General features: G+C 71.7%; 13 protein-coding genes. 3 read left to right on the forward strand and 10 right to left on the reverse strand.

Translation table 11 applies throughout. The features are described 5' to 3' along the window. The 6 genes from ACWCP0_RS01095 to ACWCP0_RS01120 form a co-directional block, all read right to left on the reverse strand. The coding region (locus ACWCP0_RS01095; protein ID WP_451076774.1) for a SixA phosphatase family protein at positions 1-444 on the reverse strand (444 nt) is incomplete at its 3' end. Positions 445-551: 107 nt separating this feature from the next. Further along, positions 552-1541, reverse strand: coding sequence for a malate dehydrogenase (locus ACWCP0_RS01100; protein WP_351229336.1), 990 nt, complete (start codon positions 1539-1541; stop codon positions 552-554). A 228-nt stretch (positions 1542-1769) separates the two neighbouring features. Next, positions 1770-2777 carry an XRE family transcriptional regulator gene (locus ACWCP0_RS01105; RefSeq protein ID WP_451076775.1) on the reverse strand — a complete coding sequence of 336 codons (1008 nt, stop codon included), beginning with the start codon at positions 2775-2777 and terminating at the stop codon, positions 1770-1772. A gap of 548 nt (positions 2778-3325) precedes the next feature. Continuing rightward, positions 3326-4546 carry an NADP-dependent isocitrate dehydrogenase gene (locus tag ACWCP0_RS01110; RefSeq protein ID WP_451077006.1) on the reverse strand — a complete coding sequence of 407 codons (1221 nt, stop codon included), beginning with the start codon at positions 4544-4546 and terminating at the stop codon, positions 3326-3328. A 176-nt stretch (positions 4547-4722) separates the two neighbouring features. Then, complete coding sequence (locus ACWCP0_RS01115; RefSeq protein WP_451076776.1) at positions 4723-5595, reverse strand: DUF3017 domain-containing protein; 873 nt, start codon at positions 5593-5595, stop codon at positions 4723-4725. Between the two features lie 6 nt (positions 5596-5601). Continuing rightward, positions 5602-6468, reverse strand: a complete 867-nt coding sequence (locus ACWCP0_RS01120) for a bifunctional methylenetetrahydrofolate dehydrogenase/methenyltetrahydrofolate cyclohydrolase (protein WP_451076777.1) — start codon at positions 6466-6468, stop codon at positions 5602-5604. Between the two features lie 235 nt (positions 6469-6703). On the opposite strand from ACWCP0_RS01120, the gene ACWCP0_RS01125 reads away from it, so the two are divergent. Then, positions 6704-7456 carry an RDD family protein gene (locus ACWCP0_RS01125; RefSeq protein ID WP_451076778.1) on the forward strand — a complete coding sequence of 251 codons (753 nt, stop codon included), beginning with the start codon at positions 6704-6706 and terminating at the stop codon, positions 7454-7456. A 91-nt stretch (positions 7457-7547) separates the two neighbouring features. Here the strand turns inward: ACWCP0_RS01125 and purH are convergent, their stop codons facing one another. Next, positions 7548-9098: a bifunctional phosphoribosylaminoimidazolecarboxamide formyltransferase/IMP cyclohydrolase gene (purH, locus tag ACWCP0_RS01130; RefSeq protein WP_451077007.1), complete on the reverse strand. Its 1551-nt coding sequence runs from the start codon at positions 9096-9098 to the stop codon at positions 7548-7550. Between the two features lie 11 nt (positions 9099-9109). Continuing rightward, positions 9110-9724 (reverse strand): phosphoribosylglycinamide formyltransferase, encoded by a 615-nt coding sequence (gene purN, locus ACWCP0_RS01135; RefSeq protein ID WP_451076779.1) that lies wholly within the window; start codon positions 9722-9724, stop codon positions 9110-9112. Positions 9725-9961: 237 nt separating this feature from the next. Here purN and ACWCP0_RS01140 point away from each other — a divergent pair, with 237 nt between their 5' ends. Continuing rightward, complete coding sequence (locus ACWCP0_RS01140; RefSeq protein ID WP_451076780.1) at positions 9962-10837, forward strand: hypothetical protein; 876 nt, start codon at positions 9962-9964, stop codon at positions 10835-10837. A gap of 12 nt (positions 10838-10849) precedes the next feature. Here ACWCP0_RS01140 and ACWCP0_RS01145 read toward each other — a convergent pair whose 3' ends face one another. Then, on the reverse strand, positions 10850-12679 hold the full coding sequence (locus ACWCP0_RS01145) for a cell division protein PerM (protein WP_451076781.1): 1830 nt from the start codon (positions 12677-12679) through the stop codon (positions 10850-10852). Positions 12680-12801: 122 nt separating this feature from the next. Between ACWCP0_RS01145 and ACWCP0_RS01150 the strand changes: the two genes are divergently transcribed. Beyond that, positions 12802-14163 carry a sigma factor-like helix-turn-helix DNA-binding protein gene (locus ACWCP0_RS01150; protein WP_451076782.1) on the forward strand — a complete coding sequence of 454 codons (1362 nt, stop codon included), beginning with the start codon at positions 12802-12804 and terminating at the stop codon, positions 14161-14163. Between the two features lie 116 nt (positions 14164-14279). Here ACWCP0_RS01150 and sucD read toward each other — a convergent pair whose 3' ends face one another. Further along, a complete protein-coding gene (gene sucD / locus ACWCP0_RS01155; RefSeq protein ID WP_451076783.1) occupies positions 14280-15164 on the reverse strand; it encodes a succinate--CoA ligase subunit alpha in 885 nt (294 codons plus the stop codon). Between the last annotated feature and the right edge of the window lie 14 nt (positions 15165-15178).

Consider the following 15178-nt stretch of genomic DNA (forward strand, 5'->3'; position numbering starts at 1 on the left):
GTCGAGCACCGCGAAGGCCGACGTCGGGAACTTCTCGGTCATCCGGGCGAGGGCGTCGCCCTCGGCCTCACCGCTGAGCGCACCCGCCAGGTCTTCCATGCCAGGGTTGTGGCCGACCAGCAGGGCCGTCCCCACCTCCGCGGGCAACTCCCGCAGAACGTCGAAGAGTTCGGCCGGATCCGCCCCGTACACCCGCTCGTCGTGGCGGACCGGCACCTTTGCTCCCAGTTCACCGGCCGCGAGTTCCCAGGTCTCGCGGGCCCGCCGGGCGGTCGAGCAGATCGCCAGGTCGGGGACGTACGTCAGCTCGCGCAGGAGCCGTCCGGCAGCGGGGGCGTCCCGCCGGCCGCGCGGCGCGAGGGGGCGCTCATGGTCCGCGACGTCCGGCCAGGCGGACTTGGCGTGCCGCAGCAGCACCAGACGGGCCGCGTCTCGCTCAGTCATGCGCCCAGGTTCGCAGAGAGCACCGCGGGGCGCCACGCAACGGCGCAGCGCCCCACAGTGACGTCAGTACGTGCTCGCATACGTACGCGTACGTATGCGAGCACGTACTAGATGAGGCCGAGGCCGCGGACCGCCTCGCGCTCCTCCACGAGCTCCGCGACCGACGCGTCGATGCGGGTGCGGGAGAACTCGTTGATGTCCAGGCCCTGGACGATCTCGTACTTGCCGTCCTTGCAGGTGACGGGGAAGGAGGAGATCAGGCCCTCCGGGACGCCGTAGGAGCCGTCCGAGGGAATGCCCATGGAGGTCCAGTCGTCCTCGGCGGTGCCGTTGACCCAGGTGTGGATGTGGTCGATCGCGGCGTTGGCGGCGGAGGCGGCCGAGGAGGCGCCACGGGCCTCGATGATGGCCGCGCCGCGCTTGGCGACGGTCGGGATGAAGGTGTCGGCGAGCCAGGCCTGGTCGCCCACGACCTCCGCGGCGTTCTTGCCGGCGATCTCCGCGTGGAAGATGTCCGGGTACTGCGTCGCGGAGTGGTTGCCCCAGATGGTGAGGCGCTTGATGTCGGTGACGGCGGCGCCGGTCCTGGCGGCCAGCTGCGAGATCGCGCGGTTGTGGTCGAGGCGGGTCATCGCGGTGAACCGCTCGGCCGGTACGTCCGGCGCCGCGGCCTGCGCGATGAGCGCGTTGGTGTTCGCCGGGTTACCGACGACGAGGACCTTGATGTCGTCCGCGGCGTGGTCGTTGATGGCCTTGCCCTGCGGCTTGAAGATGCCGCCGTTGGCGGAGAGCAGGTCGCCGCGCTCCATGCCCTTCGTCCGCGGACGGGCGCCGACCAGCAGCGCGACGTTGGCGCCGTCGAAGGCGACGTTCGGGTCGTCGGTGATGTCGATGCCCCGGAGAAGCGGGAAGGCGCAGTCGTCGAGCTCCATGGCGGTGCCCTCGGCGGCCTTCAGTCCCTGCGGGATCTCCAGGAGGCGGAGCTTGACCGGCACGTCCGCGCCGAGCAGCTGGCCCGAAGCGATGCGGAAGAGCAGCGCGTAGCCGATCTGGCCGGCCGCGCCGGTGACGGTGACATTCACGGGAGTGCGGGTCATGGCGATCTCCGTAAGACAGCTGGCGGTGGGGGTCCCTGCCCCTGGTGCTGGATATCTCCACCGTACTGATCGATCTCTCGATGTGAAGAGATATCCAGCGGTCAGGCTATCCGACGGCGCCCCCTGCGGACCGCCACCCCCTTGTGGTCCGGCTCACTGGCCCGCCGGTCCTCTACAGGCCCTCGCCACTCCCCGTGCCGCCTCTCGCCGCTCCCCCGCGCGGCCTCGTCACTGTTCCTCGGTGCAGCCCTTCGTGCCCGTCGTCAGCGTCGCGCATGCCTTCGCGTCGGACGCCGCAGTCACCGCGACCATGGGGGTGTACGCGTCCTTGTCGGCGTTGACCAGGCCGTTCTGGCTCGCGCCGTCCGCGGTGATCGACACCTTGTCGCCCGGCGCGGCCTGGGTGATACGGGCCCACGCGGCCGCGCACGTCTTGCTGTAGCGCACCTCGACGAGGGCCGTGCCGACCTTCACCCGCGAGGCGGTCGTGGCGAACTGGCCGCCACAGCCCATGTTCTCCGGGTCCTGGCCGGTGCAGTCGGCGCCGGAGCACTTCACTCCGACGGGCAACTGCGGATCACTCGTCGTGGGGGCCGCGCTGGGCGACTGGGCCACGTTCTTGGCGCCGCCGTCGTCGCCGCCTCCGCCGAGATCGGTGAGGAGCACGGCCGCCGCGACGACGAGCAGCGCGCCGACGACGCCCGCGAGGAACATCGTCATCTTGCGCCGCCCGCGGCCCTGGTCCGGGGCCGCCGCAGCGTCGCCGGCGAGGCCGCCGGCGTGGGGCGGCGGTACGGAGCGCCCGCCGCCCTGCGCGGGAACGTACGCCTCGCGGTCCTGGCCCGTCGGCGGCGCGGCGGTCCGCGACGCCCCGGCAGCCGGGGCGGCCGGGCCTCCGAACTCCCCCAGCGCCGCCCGCGCCTGGGAGATCCGTATGGCCTCCATGGTCATGTCGTGGCGCATCTCGGAGCGGCTCCAGGCGCGCTCCGCGAGCTCCCACATGGTGGTGAGGTGGATCGGGTTCGTCCCCGTCACCTCGGCGAGTGCGACGATCGCGCCCTTCGGCGCGAGCAGCCGCCCGTTCAGATAGCGCTCCCACGACGTCTTGCTGTAGCCGGTGCGGTCCGAGACCGCCGCGATGCTCAGCCCGCTGCGGTCGACGAGCCGGCGCAACTGGCCCGTGAACTCCCTGACCTGTGGGTCGAGCTCTTCCGGTAGCGCCTTCCAACGAGGCATTGCCTCCCCCTTGTCCCCCCGAACGTGCCTGATGTGCCCCGCTCCCCTTCGCCCTGGGCGTGGGCGGACCCCCGTACTGCCCCGCCACGCCTCTCGGACGTTCCGTCTGACCCGCCCGTGAGAAGACGACCGGGGTGGACTACCCAGAGGGATGCGCAGAGCCAGGATGACAGTTCCTGAGCGCGGGGCGCACGGGGGCATTGAGGGCGGCTGCTCTCCCCCGAGCGCGCCCCGCCCCGAAGCCCGCCCCAGTTTCGCATCCGTTGCCCGACGATCACACCATGGCGGAACCGTCACTTCCGTGACACAGGCCTCGGCCGTCTCTTGAACACGTTTGGCGCGTGCATGACGCTGTTGCACATGACGGCGTCCGCCCTCCCTCGGGGGAGAGGGCGGACGCCGTCACCTGGTCGCACAGCTCGGCGTACCGAAGGCGGGCCCGAGCAGCCCGTGTTGCGGATGAGACGCGGCGGAAGCGCGGGGACGCGGACGAGGGCGCGTGCGAGGGGGCGCGTGCGAGGGGGCAGGCGCGCGGGCGCGTCAGAGAATCACGCTGACGCCATCCTCTTCTGCAGGTTGGTGTCCAGGACGTCGAGGAACTGCTCCGTGGTCAGCCACGGCTGGTCCTTGGAGATCAGCAGCGCCAGGTCCTTGGTCATGTGGCCGCCCTCGACGGTCTCGATGCACACCTGCTCCAGGGTCTCCGCGAACCGGGTGACCTCGGGGGTGCCATCCAGCTTGCCGCGGTGGGCGAGGCCGCGCGTCCAGGCGAAGATCGAGGCGATCGGGTTGGTGGAGGTCGGCCTGCCCTGCTGGTGCCGGCGGTAGTGGCGGGTGACCGTGCCGTGCGCGGCCTCGGCCTCGACCGTACGGCCGTCGGGAGACATGAGGACCGAGGTCATCAGGCCGAGCGAGCCGAAGCCCTGGGCCACGACGTCGGACTGGACGTCACCGTCGTAGTTCTTGCAGGCCCAGACGTAGCCGCCCTCCCACTTCAGGGCCGAGGCGACCATGTCGTCGATGAGGCGGTGCTCGTAGGTGAGCCCCCTGGCGTCGAACTCGGCCTTGAACTCGCCGTCGAAGACCTCCTGGAAGATGTCCTTGAAGCGGCCGTCGTACTTCTTGAGGATCGTGTTCTTCGTGGACATGTAGACCGGGAAGTCACGGGCCAGGCCGTAGCGGAACGAGGCGCGCGCGAAGTCGCGGATCGACGCGTCCAGGTTGTACATCGACAGCGCGACGCCGGCGCCCGGGAACTCGTACACCTCGAGCTCGACCGGCTCCGAGCCGTCCTTCGGGGTGAAGGTCATGGTGAGCGTGCCCTCGCCCGGGACCTTCAGGTCGGTGGCGCGGTACTGGTCGCCGAAGGCGTGACGGCCGACGACGATCGGCTTGGTCCAGCCCGGGATCAGGCGCGGCACGTTCTCCATGATGATCGGCTCGCGGAAGATCACTCCGCCGAGGATGTTGCGGATGGTGCCGTTGGGCGAGCGGTACATCGCCTTGAGCTTGAACTCCTCGACCCGCGCCTCGTCCGGCGTGATCGTCGCGCACTTCACGCCGACGCCGTGCTCCTTGATGGCGTGGGCGGCGTCGACCGTCACCTGGTCGCCGGTGGCGTCGCGGTGCTCGATGCCCAGGTCGAAGTACAGCAACTCGATGTCGAGGTACGGCAGGATCAGCTTGTCCTTGATGAACTGCCAGATGATGCGGGTCATCTCGTCGCCGTCGAGCTCGACGACGGGGTTTGCTGCCTTGATCTTGGCCATGAGGTCGGACATCCCTCTCACGCTCGGTCGATTCGGCACGTCGGTCGGTCAGCGCATCGCGCAACGCAACCGTGCAGCCGGACTCGTCGACTTATCTCGACGTCAAGATACTTGACTTCGAGATGCCGCGGGAGCCCGGAGACCTCTCCGTGCACACGTCACACGTGATACGTGACCTAACGGACAGTGAAGCGGACCACTTCCTCCAGGAACGGAATCTTCAGCCAGGGCCGTGGCTGGGTCATGAGGGCGAGCAGCACGATCACGATGCCGAGCAGGCCGTACGTCACCATGTCGGTGAACCGCGAGCGCACCGCCAGCATGCCCACGGAAGGCAGCCACCGGCGCAGCGCCGCGCCGGTGAGCAGAGCGACGCCGACAAGGATCGTGCCGACCCGGAACGCCTGCGGGAACGGATCCGTACCGACGATCAGCAGCCCGAGCGCCGCGAGGCCGATCACGGTGAGCAGCGGCCACTGGCGAGCAGGGGCGGGGGCGTCGCCGGGCGCGGCACGGCCGCCGCCTTCGGGACGGGCGGTGTCACGCGTGACGGTGGGCGGCCGGCGTGACCGGCCCGCGCCTGCGGTGTCGGGGGCCGCGCCGGGGGCGGCTGTTCCACGCTCGCCGGGGCGGGCCCCGTTGTTCTCGCTGGTGCCGTTGGCGCCCGGCTCGTCGGTGCCGGGGCCGGTGGCGTCGGTGCCGGGGCCGGTGGCGTCGGGCTCACGGGCGTGCCCGTTCGCGTGCGCGCGCGCCTCGGCGCCCGCTTCGGGTGCGGCGCCGCCCCGTGTGGCGGCGGCGGCCGTGCCCGACCGACCGTTGGTCCGGCCGTTGCCCTGCTCGCTCGCCCGGCCGTTGGCGCGCGCCCTGTCCCGGCCGTTCGCCTTCTCCGGCTTCTCCGCCTTCTCCGCCTTCTCCGGCTTCTGCGGCTTCTGCGCCTTCTCCGGCCCGGTGCCGTTGGACGACGCCGCTACGCCGTCGGCCTGACGCGCGCCGCCTGCCGTGTCGGAGTCGTGGTCCGGGGTGTCCGGCCCCGGTGTGGGCTCGCCCATGTCCCGTCAGCCCGCAGCGCCGGTCACGGCGCGCTCCGCCGCCTCGACGACGTTGACCAGCAACTGCGCCCGGGTCATCGGGCCGACGCCACCCGGGTTCGGGGCGACCCATCCGGCCACCTCCGCGACACCGGGGTGCACATCGCCGACGATCTTGCCGGTCTCGTCACGGCTCACGCCGACGTCGAGCACCGCGGCGCCCGGCTTGACGTCCTCGGGCTTGACCAGGTGCGGCACGCCTGCGGCCGCGACGATGATGTCGGCCTGCCGCAGTTGCGCGGAGAGGTCGCGCGTGCCCGTGTGGCACTGCGTCACCGTCGCGTTCTCGGACTTGCGCGTCAGCAGCAGCGGCATCGGCCGGCCGATCGTCACGCCGCGGCCCACAACCACGACATGCGCGCCGTTGATCTCGACGCCGTGGCGGCGCAGCAGCGTGACGATGCCCGCCGGGGTGCACGGCAGCGGCGCCTTCTCGTTGAGCACGAGCCGCCCCAGGTTCATCGGGTGCAGCCCGTCGGCGTCCTTCTCCGGGTCCATCAGCTCCAGCACCCGGTTGGTGTCGATGCCCTTGGGGAGCGGGAGCTGGACGATGTAGCCCGTGCACTCCGGGTCTTCGTTGAGCTCCCTGACGACCGCCTCGATCTCCTCCTGCGTGGCGGTGGCGGGGAGTTCGCGCTGAAGGGACGCGATGCCCACCTGCGCGCAGTCGCGGTGCTTTCCGGCCACGTACTTCTGGCTGCCGACGTCGTCGCCGACCAGCAGCGTTCCGAGGCCGGGCGTCACGCCCGCGGCCTTGAGCGCCGCCACGCGGGCAGTCAGGTCGGACTTGATCGCGGCTGCGGTGGCCTTGCCATCGAGAATCTGGGCGGTCATGCCCCCATCCTCGCGGATGACCCCGCTCCTGTTCCAATTCGGGGACTCCGGCGAGAACACGAGGTTGCACTTGCACAACACATACGGTTATCGACTGGACAAAAAAGCGAGATTACGACGACGATGATCCGCGCAGTGCCGCGGGCAGTGTCGGGGGGCAGACCGCTTGATTCTTTGTGACGTTCCTCCGGTTCGGACCGCGTCGTCCCCGCAAACCCGACGGAGGAATCCCGCCATGAGCTTTGGCGACCCGAACAACCCTTACGGGCAGCAGCCCCAGCAGCCCCCGCAGGGTCAGCCCGGCTACGGCTACCCGCAGCAGGCCCCGCAGGGAGTGCCCCAGCAGGGTTACGGCTACCCGCAGCAGCCCGGGCAGTACCCGCAGCAGCCGGGTCAGTACCCGCAGGCCCCGCAGGTCCCCGGCGCTCTCCAGGCCAACAACGGCTACATCAACGTGCCCGTGCTGGGCACCGTCCAGGTCGCGACGATGGGTCGCCGCCTCGGCGCCCGTCTGATCGACTGGGTGGCCATCAGCATCATCGTGTGGATCTTTGCGGCCATCGGTCTCGCCGGTGCCTTCGGCGTCGCCGAGAACGCAGCGAACGACTGTTCCGGCATGGACCCGCTGTCGCCGGCGTACGAGGCGTGCATCAACGACGCTGCCGAGGCCGCCGGTGGCATGATCGCCGGTCTGTTCGGCATTATCGCCCTGGTCGGCATCGCCACGATGCTCTACGAGTGGCTGATGATCTCCTTCGTCGGCGCGACCGTCGGCAAGATGGCGCTCGGCCTGAAGGTCGTGAAGGAGAGCACGGGTCAGGTCCCGGGCATCGGTGGTGGTTTCATCCGCTGGATCATCCCGCTCGTGGGTTCGTTCCTCTGCGGTATCGGCCAGATCCTGGTCTACCTCTCCCCGTTCTTCGACAACTCCGGGAAGCTGCAGGGCTGGCACGACCGTGCCGCCGGCACCCTGGTCATCAAGAAGTAGCTCAAGCAGCAAGTGGCACAAGGCCGAAGGCCGTGCCCCGTTCGTACGGGGCACGGCCTTCGGCCTTGTGCGCGGGTGGCGCGGTGCGCGGTCAGTGGAAGAAGTGCCGCGTCCCCGTGAAGTACATCGTCACGCCCGCCTTGCTCGCGGCCTCGACGACCTGCTCGTCCCGCACCGAACCGCCAGGCTGCACCACGGCCTTGACGCCCGCCGCGGTCAGGATCTCCAGACCGTCCGGGAAGGGGAAGAACGCGTCGGACGCGGCGTAGGCGCCCCGCGCCCGCTCCTCGCCCGCGCGCTCCACCGCGAGCTTCGCGGAGTCGACGCGGTTGACCTGGCCCATGCCGACGCCGACCGATGCGCCGTCCTTGGCGAGGAGGATCGCGTTGGACTTGACTGCGCGACAGGCCTTCCAGGCGAAGGAGAGCTCGGCGAGTTCGTCCGCGGAGAGCGCCTCACCGGTGGCGAGCGTCCAGTTCGCCGGGTCGTCGCCGTCCGCCTGGAGGCGGTCGGTGACCTGGAGCAGCGCACCGCCGTCGATCGGCTTGAGCTCGACGGCGGCCGACGGGGCGTCGGGGCAGCGCAGCACGCGGATGTTCTTCTTGCGGGCGAGGACCTCGACCGCGCCGTCCTCGTACGCCGGGGCGACGATGACCTCGGTGAAGATCTCGGCGACCTGCTCGGCCATCGCCACGGACACCGGGCGGTTGACCGCGATCACGCCGCCGAAGGCCGACAGCGGGTCGCAGGCGTGCGCCTTGCGGTGGGCCTCGGCGACGTCGGCGCCGATCGCGATGCCGCACGGGTTGGCGTGCTTGATGATCGCGACGCACGGCTCGGCGTGGTCGTACGCGGCCCGGCGCGCGGCGTCCGTGTCCGTGTAGTTGTTGTACGACATCTCCTTGCCGTGCAGCTGCTCGGCCTGCGCGAGCCCGCCGCCCGCCTCGGTGACGTACAGCGCGGCGTCCTGGTGCGGATTCTCGCCGTAGCGCAGGACGTTGGAGCGCTCGAAGGTGGCGCCGAGGAAGTCGGGGAAGCCCGACTCGTCGGCCGGGGCGTACGAGGACGCGAACCAGGAGGCCACGGCCACGTCGTACGCGGCCGTGTGCCGGAACGCCTCCGCGGCGAGGCGCTTGCGGGCCACGAGGTCGAAGCCGCCCGAGGCGACCGCGGTGAGGACGTCGGCGTACCGGGCGGGGCTGGTGACGACCGCGACCGATGGGTGGTTCTTGGCGGCGGCCCGGACCATCGAGGGGCCACCGATGTCGATCTGCTCGACGCACTCGTCGGGTGTCGCGCCGGAGGCGACGGTCTCCCGGAAGGGGTAGAGGTTCACGACCACGAGGTCGAACGGCTCGACGCCGAGCTCCGCGAGCTGCTCGCGGTGCGCCTCGAGGCGCAGGTCGGCGAGGATGCCGGCGTGCACGCGCGGGTGCAGCGTCTTGACGCGGCCGTCCAGGCACTCCGGGAAGCCGGTGAGCTCCTCGACCTTGGTGACCGGCACACCGGCCGCGGCGATGCGCCCGGCGGTCGAGCCGGTGGAGACCAGCTCCACGCCCGCCTCGTGGAGGCCGCGGGCCAGCTCCTCCAGGCCGGTCTTGTCGTAGACGCTGACCAGCGCGCGCCGGATGGGCCGCTTCATGGTTTCGGCGGTCACGGGATAATTACCTTTCGTCCCTCGATGCGGTAGCCGTTGCGGGCCAGACGCCCCACGACATCGACGAGCAGCTGACGCTCGACTTCCTTGATGCGCTCGTGCAGAGCGGCTTCGTCGTCCTCGTCCCGTACGTGCACCACGCCCTGCGCGATGATCGGGCCGGTGTCGACGCCGTCGTCGACGAAGTGGACGGTGCATCCGGTGACCTTCACGCCGTACGCGAGCGCGTCGCGCACTCCGTGGGCACCGGCAAAGCTGGGGAGCAGGGCGGGATGGGTGTTCACGAACCGGCCGCCGAAGACGTCGAGGAAGCCCTTGCCGACGATCTTCATGAAGCCGGCGGACACGACCAGATCCGGCTCGTACGCGGCGGTCGCCTCGGTCAGGGCCCGGTCCCACTCCTCGCGGGTCGCGTAGTCCCCGAGCTTGCGCACGAAGGTGGGGATCCCGGCGCGGGTGGCGCGCTCGAGGCCGGCGATGCCCTCGCGGTCGGCGCCGACCGCGACGATCTCGGCGCCGAAGCCTTCGGGATCCTCGTGGATGGCGTCGAGCAGCGCCTGGAGATTGGTGCCGGATCCGGAGACCAGGACGACGAGGCGGGCGGCAGCCACTGGGGGACTCTTTTCGCGTTGCGGTACGTCTGTGGGGTGTTTTTGTGTGGTCGTACGAAAGAAATGAGACCGCCGATAGGGGAACTCTACGAAGCCGTCGACCGTCAGCAACGATACCGGCACACCGAGCGGCCCCCACGGGACGGGGGCGTGGCCGGGAGGTAGCGTCTGGGGCAGGGCCCGTCCCCAGACGGAGTACCCGCGTACAGAGGTACAAGAGGGGAAGACGTTCACCACATGCCGGACCGACGCCGCCGCACGGCTCTCCGCCTCCCGCTCGCCCGCGAGCGGGGCTCCCTGCTGCTGCGGGATCGCCAGTCCACGGACTCGGCGGGGTCCACGGAGCCCACGAATCCGTTCGCACCGCCACCGGAAGGCACTCCTGACCGGCCGTGGCAGCCGCGCCGCGGCTCGGCATCGGGGCCCGGATCCGAGTCCGGGACCGGGTCCGGGACCGGGACCGGATCCGGGGACGACGGTGGCCGTCAGGACGGCGGCCGCCAGGAGGAGGACGGGCGTCCGTCCTCGGGCTGGGGCAGCCAGTGGAGCAGCCGCCAGCCGGGGCGGTCGTCGGGGGGCTTCGGCGGCCGTCAGGGCGGCCAGGGCAGTCCGGGCGGCCAAGGTGGTCCGAGTGGCCCGGGTGGCGGCGGTCAGGGCGGCCCCGAGGGCAGCGGTCCCGGCGCGGGCCTGCGCTGGGACCCGACGGACCCGGCCCAGCGCCGCGCCCGCTATGCGTTGCTCGCCGGCATGTGGGCGTTCTTCTTCGCCCTCTTCGACCTCTCGGAGATCGCGCTGCTGCTGGGTGCGCTCGCGTTGTACTGGGGCGCCAGCTCCCTGCGCGCGAAGAACCGCCGCCCGGCGGAGGGTTCCGCGGCCGCGTCGGCGACTCCTCCCGCCCAGACCGGCGGCGGAAAGCCCCAGGTCACTGCGGCCGTCAGCGGCATGGTGATGGCGGCGATCGCGCTCGCGATCGTGGCGATGACCTTCACGATGCAGCTCGTCTACCGCGACTTCTACACCTGCCGCGACGACGCCCTCACGAAGACGGGCCAGATCGCCTGCAACGAACTGCTCCCGGAGCCCCTGCGCAACGTGATCGGCGTCCCGGAGTAGCCCACGGCCGCACTACGCCCCTGCCCCTGCCCCCGCTCCCGCCTCTCCGGATCCGGGCAGCGGGGGCGTTGCCGTATCGGCGCCGGCGCCACCTTCCCCGGTTGCGGGCAGTCGTTCCGCAGCGCCGGGGGCATCTCCCGGGCGAAGCTCCGGTGGATGGTGGGCACAGCCGGACCACGGTCCGCAGACGAGAGGGGGGTCGGGGCAGGGCCCCGGTTCGGGAGTGGGGGACGTGGGCGTCGCTCCCGGCTCGTCCGGCGTGGCGGTGTGTGCGGGCTCCTCGCCCGTGTCCGGAAGCCCCGAGGGCACGGGCGGCGCCTCCGCGGCCCCCGGCACTGTCGCCACGGCGGCCGTCGCGGAGGGCGGCGACGGCACGGGCGGCGGCTGCACGGGCTCCTGCACGACAGGCAACGGCACGGCAGGCCCCGGCACCGGAGGCACCGGCACCGCAGGCACCGCAGGCACCCGCAGCCGTGCCGGAAACGCGGACATCATCCGCCTCGACACCCGCTTCAGCGCCGCCCACCACGCCTCACGCGCAGCGGACCAGTCCGCCAGGGTGGTGGACAAGGGCCGGCGGGCGCGGCGCGCGCGCCAGGCGTGGACGGCGACCGCGGACGGCACGGCAACGACCGCCGTCCAGGCATACGCCGCCATGCCCACCTGCCACCACACCGGGCCGAACGCGGCCAGCGACCCCGTGCCCAGCGGTCCTCCGGCCGCCGCCGCGAGAAATGCCATGAGTGCCCCGCACAGCACCGCCGCCAGCAGCGCGGTCAGAGCCGTGCCGCGCCAGGTCCAGGCGGCGCGAGAGGCGGCACCGGCGGCCGCCTCCGCACGGGCCGTGGCCCAGGCGGCCGCGCCTCCCGCAACGACCGGCACCGCCGCGCACGCCCAGGACGGCGTCGTACCCAGCGCTTCCGCAGGAACCGCAGCCAGCAGCGGGAAGTGGGGCAGCGTGGGCTCCCCCGCGACCGCGAAGGGCGCCGCCGTCGCGCCCGTACCGAGCGCGAACCCCGGGCCGAGCCCGTACCCCGCCCCCCACACCGCCGCGTTCGGCACCAGAGCCAGAGCCAGCAGCAGCACTGCGGCGCGCCCCGGCCAGTCCACCGCGAGCCGCAGCAACGAATCCTGCGCCTCACCCGCGTGCCACACGAGCGACCCCGCGACGAGCACCGCCCCGCCGGCGAGCAGCACCGCACCCGCCGCACCTGCCGCCCGGAGCGCGACAACGGCCCGGGAGCGCGCCAGTGCGACCCGTACGCCCTCCGGCACCCACCGCGGCAGCGGCCCGAGCGGCCGCCCCCGCGCGGTCCACACGCCCGCCGCCGCGGACAGGGTGGCCACCACGGGCAGGTGCAGCGCCGCGCTGACCGGCTCGGCGGCGAGCGACCCACCTGCCGAGTAGAGCGCCGCGCACGTACCGACCAGCAGATAGCCGCAGGTCACCCCGGACACGACGACTCCCACCGAAGCCCGTGGCCCGGCGTCCGTCTCGAGAGCCTCGCGCGCGGCCCGGTGCGCAAGCCAGACGGGCAGCACCGCCAGCAGCAGCGGTACGACACCCACGGGCGCGGGCGTGCCCGAGAGCGTGTCGGGCCTGACCACCTCGGTGCCGTGGGCGAGCAGCCACAGCCCGGCCGCCACGTGCAGCACCCCTGCGGGGCCGCTGTCCGGGTAGGGCGAGCTGATCCACATCACCATCACCAGGGCGGCGATCGTGCCGAGTCCCAGCCCGGCCGCGATCATCCCGCGCAGGGCGGACGCCGTCAGCACGGCGGCGGGCGGCCGGGAGCCGTGCACGGCCACGTAGGTCGGGCTGCGGTCGGTCAACTGGGTCACGCGGCCATGCTGCCAACGACACGCGTTTTATCCACGTAACAGGCGGATAGCCGTTGTGTCGCACAAAATACGCTTATGTACTTTTCGCCCCAGTGCAGTCGCTCGGCCCCGGGGAGCCCTTCATGACGCAGAGCCCCGCGGACCCCGCCAGGACCGACGCCGCCGCGCTGCCCTCCCCCAAGGAGCGGCGCAGGCTGCGCGAGGCGCGGTCACTGAGCGAGAAGCAGGTCGCGGAGGCCGTCGGGGTCACGCGGGCGACGATCAAGTCCTGGGAGGCGGGCCGCACCAATCCGCGCGGCCGCAGGCGCGACGTGTACGCGAAGCTGCTCGCGACGTACGAGGAGGAGATCGCCGCCAGGGAGGCGACGGCGGCCAGGGAGAAGGCTGCAGAGGCACCCGAGGCGGGCGCGGCACAGCACGCACAGCAGGCACAGCAGGTGCAGCAGGTGCAGAAGCCACAGCAGGTGCAGCAGGCACGGCAGGTGCAGAGGGCACAGCAGCAGGTACGGCAGGACGACGATCCCACGGCCGACCGGCGCACCGCCCCGCCCGCCGCCGCCGCTGTCTCCCCCTCGACCATGCCCGCACGCGCTCGCCCGCACGCCCCCGCGCGCTCCGCGCCGGGCGCCGGACGCCGGGCACCCACCGCCCCTGCACTGCCCCCCATGCCGTCCGAGGGCCCCGCGTTCACCGCCGAAGAGGCCTTCGACGCCCTCTACACGGAAACCGCCCCCGGCCTCGCCCGCCAGACCTATCTGCTCACCGGCCGCCGCGATCTGTCCCTCGAGGCCGTCGAGCACGCCTTCCACGTCGCCTGGCAGCGCTGGCCCGAGGTCGCCGTCGACCGCGACCCGGCGAGCTGGGTGCGCGCGGCGGCGTACGAATACGCGATGTCCCCCTGGCACAAGCTGCGCCGCTCCCTCCGCCACCCCGAGGATTCCGGCAGCCCCCAGCCCTGGCCGTCGCTCCGCGAGACGCTGCTCGAGCTGCCGCCGACGTACCGCCGCACGCTGATCCTGTACGACGGGCTCGGCCTCGACCTTCCCGACACTGCCGCGGAGACCGAGGCAAGCACCCCCGCGGCCGCGAACCGGCTGCTGCACGCCCGCGCCGCCGTCGCCGAGCTGCTCCCCGAGCTGGCCGAACCGGAGGCCCTGCAGGAGGAGCTCGCCGACCTGGTCGTCCATGCCGCGGCAGCCGAGATCGCGTCGGCGGAAGCCGTACGGGCCGGCAGCGAACGCCGTACCCGGTTCTGGACACGGGCGGCGTTCGGCCTCACCGCGCTGATCCTGGGAGCGGCGGCGCTCACGATGGTCGTGTCGGACAGCCATTACGAGGCCCCGCAGGCACCCGGGGAGTCGGTCGGTGGCGTACGGTCCGCCTACGGCCCTCCGGCCGTCACCAAGCGGTACATCGAGCTGCGCACGATGCTGAGGCACCACCCGCTGAAGGGTCCGGAACGTCTCCTGCCGTTCGCCCACTGACGCGCAGGCAACGCGGAAGGACCCGCACCCCGGATGGTGGGGTGCGGGCCCTTCCGCGCAAACAGGTCGGACCGGAGAGGTCCGGCAGACCGAAGAGGTCCGGGCGACCGGAGAGGTCAGCCGGCGAGGATGGCGCGCGCCAGCTTGGCCGTCTCGGTCGGCGTCTTGCCGACCTTCACGCCCGCGGCCTCCAGGGCCTCCTTCTTCGCCTGTGCGGTGCCGGAGGAGCCGGAGACGATGGCGCCCGCGTGGCCCATGGTCTTGCCCTCGGGGGCGGTGAAGCCCGCGACGTAACCGACGACCGGCTTGGTGACGTTCGCCTTGATGAAGTCGGCCGCACGCTCCTCGGCGTCGCCGCCGATCTCGCCGATCATCACGATCAGGTCCGTGTCCGGGTCGGCCTCGAAGGCCGCCAGGGCGTCGATGTGGGTGGTGCCGATGATCGGGTCACCGCCGATGCCGACGCAGGAGCTGAAGCCGAGGTCACGGAGCTCGTACATCATCTGGTACGTCAGCGTGCCGGACTTGGACACGAGACCGATGCGGCCGGGCTTGGTGATGTCGGCCGGGATGATGCCGGCGTTCGACTGGCCGGGGGTGATCAGACCCGGGCAGTTCGGGCCGATGATCCGGGTCTTGTTGCCCTTGGCACCCGCGTACGCCCAGAACTGCGCGGTGTCGTGGACCGAGACGCCCTCGGTGATGACGACCGCGAGGCCGATCTCGGCGTCGATCGCCTCGATGACCGCGTCCTTGGTGAACTTCTCCGGGACGAAGATGACCGTGACGTCAGCGCCGGTCTTCTCGATCGCCTCGGCGACCGACCCGAAGACGGGGATGTCGGTGCCGTCGAAGTCGACCGTCGTGCCCGCCTTGCGCGGGTTCACGCCACCGACGATGTTCGTGCCGGAAGCCAGCATGCGCTTGGTGTGCTTCTGACCCTCGGAGCCGGTCATGCCCTGGACGATGACCTTGGATTCCTTGGTGAGGAAAATAGCCATGGTGTTGGTGTCCC

The sequence above is a fragment of the Streptomyces sp. NPDC001970 genome (assembly GCF_053594115.1).

Excerpts from the sequence above, each read along its gene's own strand:
- ACWCP0_RS01120 (WP_451076777.1), bottom strand. The coding sequence starts at position 6,468 with ATGACCGCCCAGATTCTCGATGGCAAGGCCACCGCAGCCGCGATCAAG.
- ACWCP0_RS01100 (WP_351229336.1), bottom strand. The coding sequence starts at position 1,541 with ATGACCCGCACTCCCGTGAATGTCACCGTCACCGGCGCGGCCGGCCAG.
- ACWCP0_RS01105 (WP_451076775.1), bottom strand. The coding sequence starts at position 2,777 with ATGCCTCGTTGGAAGGCGCTACCGGAAGAGCTCGACCCACAGGTCAGG.
- ACWCP0_RS01115 (WP_451076776.1), bottom strand. The coding sequence starts at position 5,595 with ATGGGCGAGCCCACACCGGGGCCGGACACCCCGGACCACGACTCCGAC.
- ACWCP0_RS01110 (WP_451077006.1), bottom strand. The coding sequence starts at position 4,546 with ATGGCCAAGATCAAGGCAGCAAACCCCGTCGTCGAGCTCGACGGCGAC.
- ACWCP0_RS01125 (WP_451076778.1), top strand. The coding sequence starts at position 6,704 with ATGAGCTTTGGCGACCCGAACAACCCTTACGGGCAGCAGCCCCAGCAG.
- sucD (WP_451076783.1), bottom strand. The coding sequence starts at position 15,164 with ATGGCTATTTTCCTCACCAAGGAATCCAAGGTCATCGTCCAGGGCATG.
- purH (WP_451077007.1), bottom strand. The coding sequence starts at position 9,098 with ATGAAGCGGCCCATCCGGCGCGCGCTGGTCAGCGTCTACGACAAGACC.
- ACWCP0_RS01140 (WP_451076780.1), top strand. The coding sequence starts at position 9,962 with ATGCCGGACCGACGCCGCCGCACGGCTCTCCGCCTCCCGCTCGCCCGC.
- ACWCP0_RS01150 (WP_451076782.1), top strand. The coding sequence starts at position 12,802 with ATGACGCAGAGCCCCGCGGACCCCGCCAGGACCGACGCCGCCGCGCTG.